The 1528-nt window shown below is 42.5% G+C and carries 2 protein-coding genes; both read right to left on the bottom strand.

The window, feature by feature from the left end; genetic code table 11:
- Nucleotides 1–699 (bottom strand): PDDEXK nuclease domain-containing protein (locus RMO35_RS14470; RefSeq protein ID WP_309742036.1); only part of this gene is annotated, 699 nt, incomplete at its 3' end.
- Nucleotides 700–763: 64 nt separating this feature from the next.
- Entirely contained in the window at nucleotides 764–1354 is a 591-nt protein-coding gene (locus tag RMO35_RS14465; RefSeq protein WP_309742035.1) for a hypothetical protein, read from the bottom strand.
- Nucleotides 1355–1528 lie beyond the last annotated feature (174 nt).

Below are 1528 nucleotides of genomic sequence, written 5' to 3'. Positions count from 1 at the left end.
CAAATCCAGTCGAAAATCCTGACCCCCTACCTCTAAGGGAAACTGTTTGCCTACGAACGCAAAACCCGCCCCCAGTTCCAATAAAAACTTCTCGATATGTTGAACCAAAGCATTCTCAAGTTCTCGCTCCTGGGCTTCTATGCCCAAGCTGAGGAAGTCAAACAGATACGGGTCTTTCAGAGTTGCCCTAACAAGATCGGAGCGATCTGGCGGTAAAGTTGCTTCAAAGTTAGTTACGGCTTGACCCTGGCGTTGATATAGTTGGCTTTCAATCTGGATTGTCAGGATATTCCGAGACCAACCATTAATCGTCACCTGCTGTGCGTACCAAAGTCTGGCATTATCATCCTTAACCCGACCTAGCAGAATGAGATTATGCCCCCAGGGAATTTGTGCAACAAGCTGTTGCACAAATTCATTCTCTGGATAAGCTTCTGCAAATGCTCGCATATATTTGAGATTACGACTAGATAGCCCTTTGAGTTCAGGGAACTCCTCTCGCAAATCCCGAGAGAGCCTGTCGATGACTTTTGCACCCCAACCTTGCTGGGACTGCCTCAATAGAATTTCTTTCCCAATTTGCCAGTAGAGCAGAATCAACTCCTGATTGACAGCTAAAGCTGCCCGAAGTTGACTGGTACGAATCCGCTGTTTGAGACTGATGAGGAGTTCTTGATATTCAGTGCTGAGTCGATCCATGCAGGTTTGAGGGTATTACCGTTTGCAAGCGTTGTTGTGGGGAAATTCAATCAGCTACCTTAAATTACTCTTCAGGACACTCAATCCCAATCGATTGAATTCTCAAATCGCAAATTTCTTTGAATACTTCTAACTTTTCGAGATCGGTAGCAGCTTGAAAAATCTCAGCAACTGAGATCGCGGCTTTACTTTTAGGTTTTGCCATAGCCTGTTCTTGCAGATCTTCGGTACGTCTGGGCACAAAAATAATAAAGTCAGCAGGCCGATAGCAATCTGAATCTCTTGCTGACTGAATCTTTACTTCTAGCTCCTCTCTAGTGCTGGCAGAGTGAATGATTCTACCATCCTCAAATAAAATCCACTTTCCGCCATGTTCTTTTACTAGCACATTTAAGCAGTCACGAAAATGACCGCATTGTTTCTGTAAATAATTTTCAGATTCTAAATGTAGAAAGAGATTATAAATAGAGTAAGTAATTCCCTCTCCTCGATCGTCCTTCCCATGTATCAACAATCTTCTGGAAGTTTTACCCCGATTGAGATCGTACATCCGATCTTCAAAACTTATAGCTTCCGACATAGCTTCTAATTCTAGACCTTGAAACTCTCTCTTTGTCTTAGAATTAGAAATAATAGCACTGATTCTATCGTTCATTTCTATAAAATCTCCCAATAATTAAATTAAAAATACTGCTGCATCTATTCTTCTCCAATCGTTGTTTCGCCTAACCCTTTTAACGACTTCAATGCCGATATTGACTGTTTGCGTTCTACTGCATCTCGGATAAACGGCTTGAGATAGAGATCGAGATGTCCCTGTTCGGGATCG

This window comes from Chamaesiphon sp. OTE_20_metabat_361, assembly GCF_031364565.1.
The sequence above is the reverse complement of the archived record's forward strand: the minus strand, read 5'-3'. Positions and strand labels throughout refer to the sequence as shown.

What these genes read in the sequence shown, in the direction of transcription:
- RMO35_RS14465 (WP_309742035.1), bottom strand. Translation starts at nt 1,354, where the DNA reads ATGAACGATAGAATCAGTGCTATTATTTCTAATTCTAAGACAAAGAGA.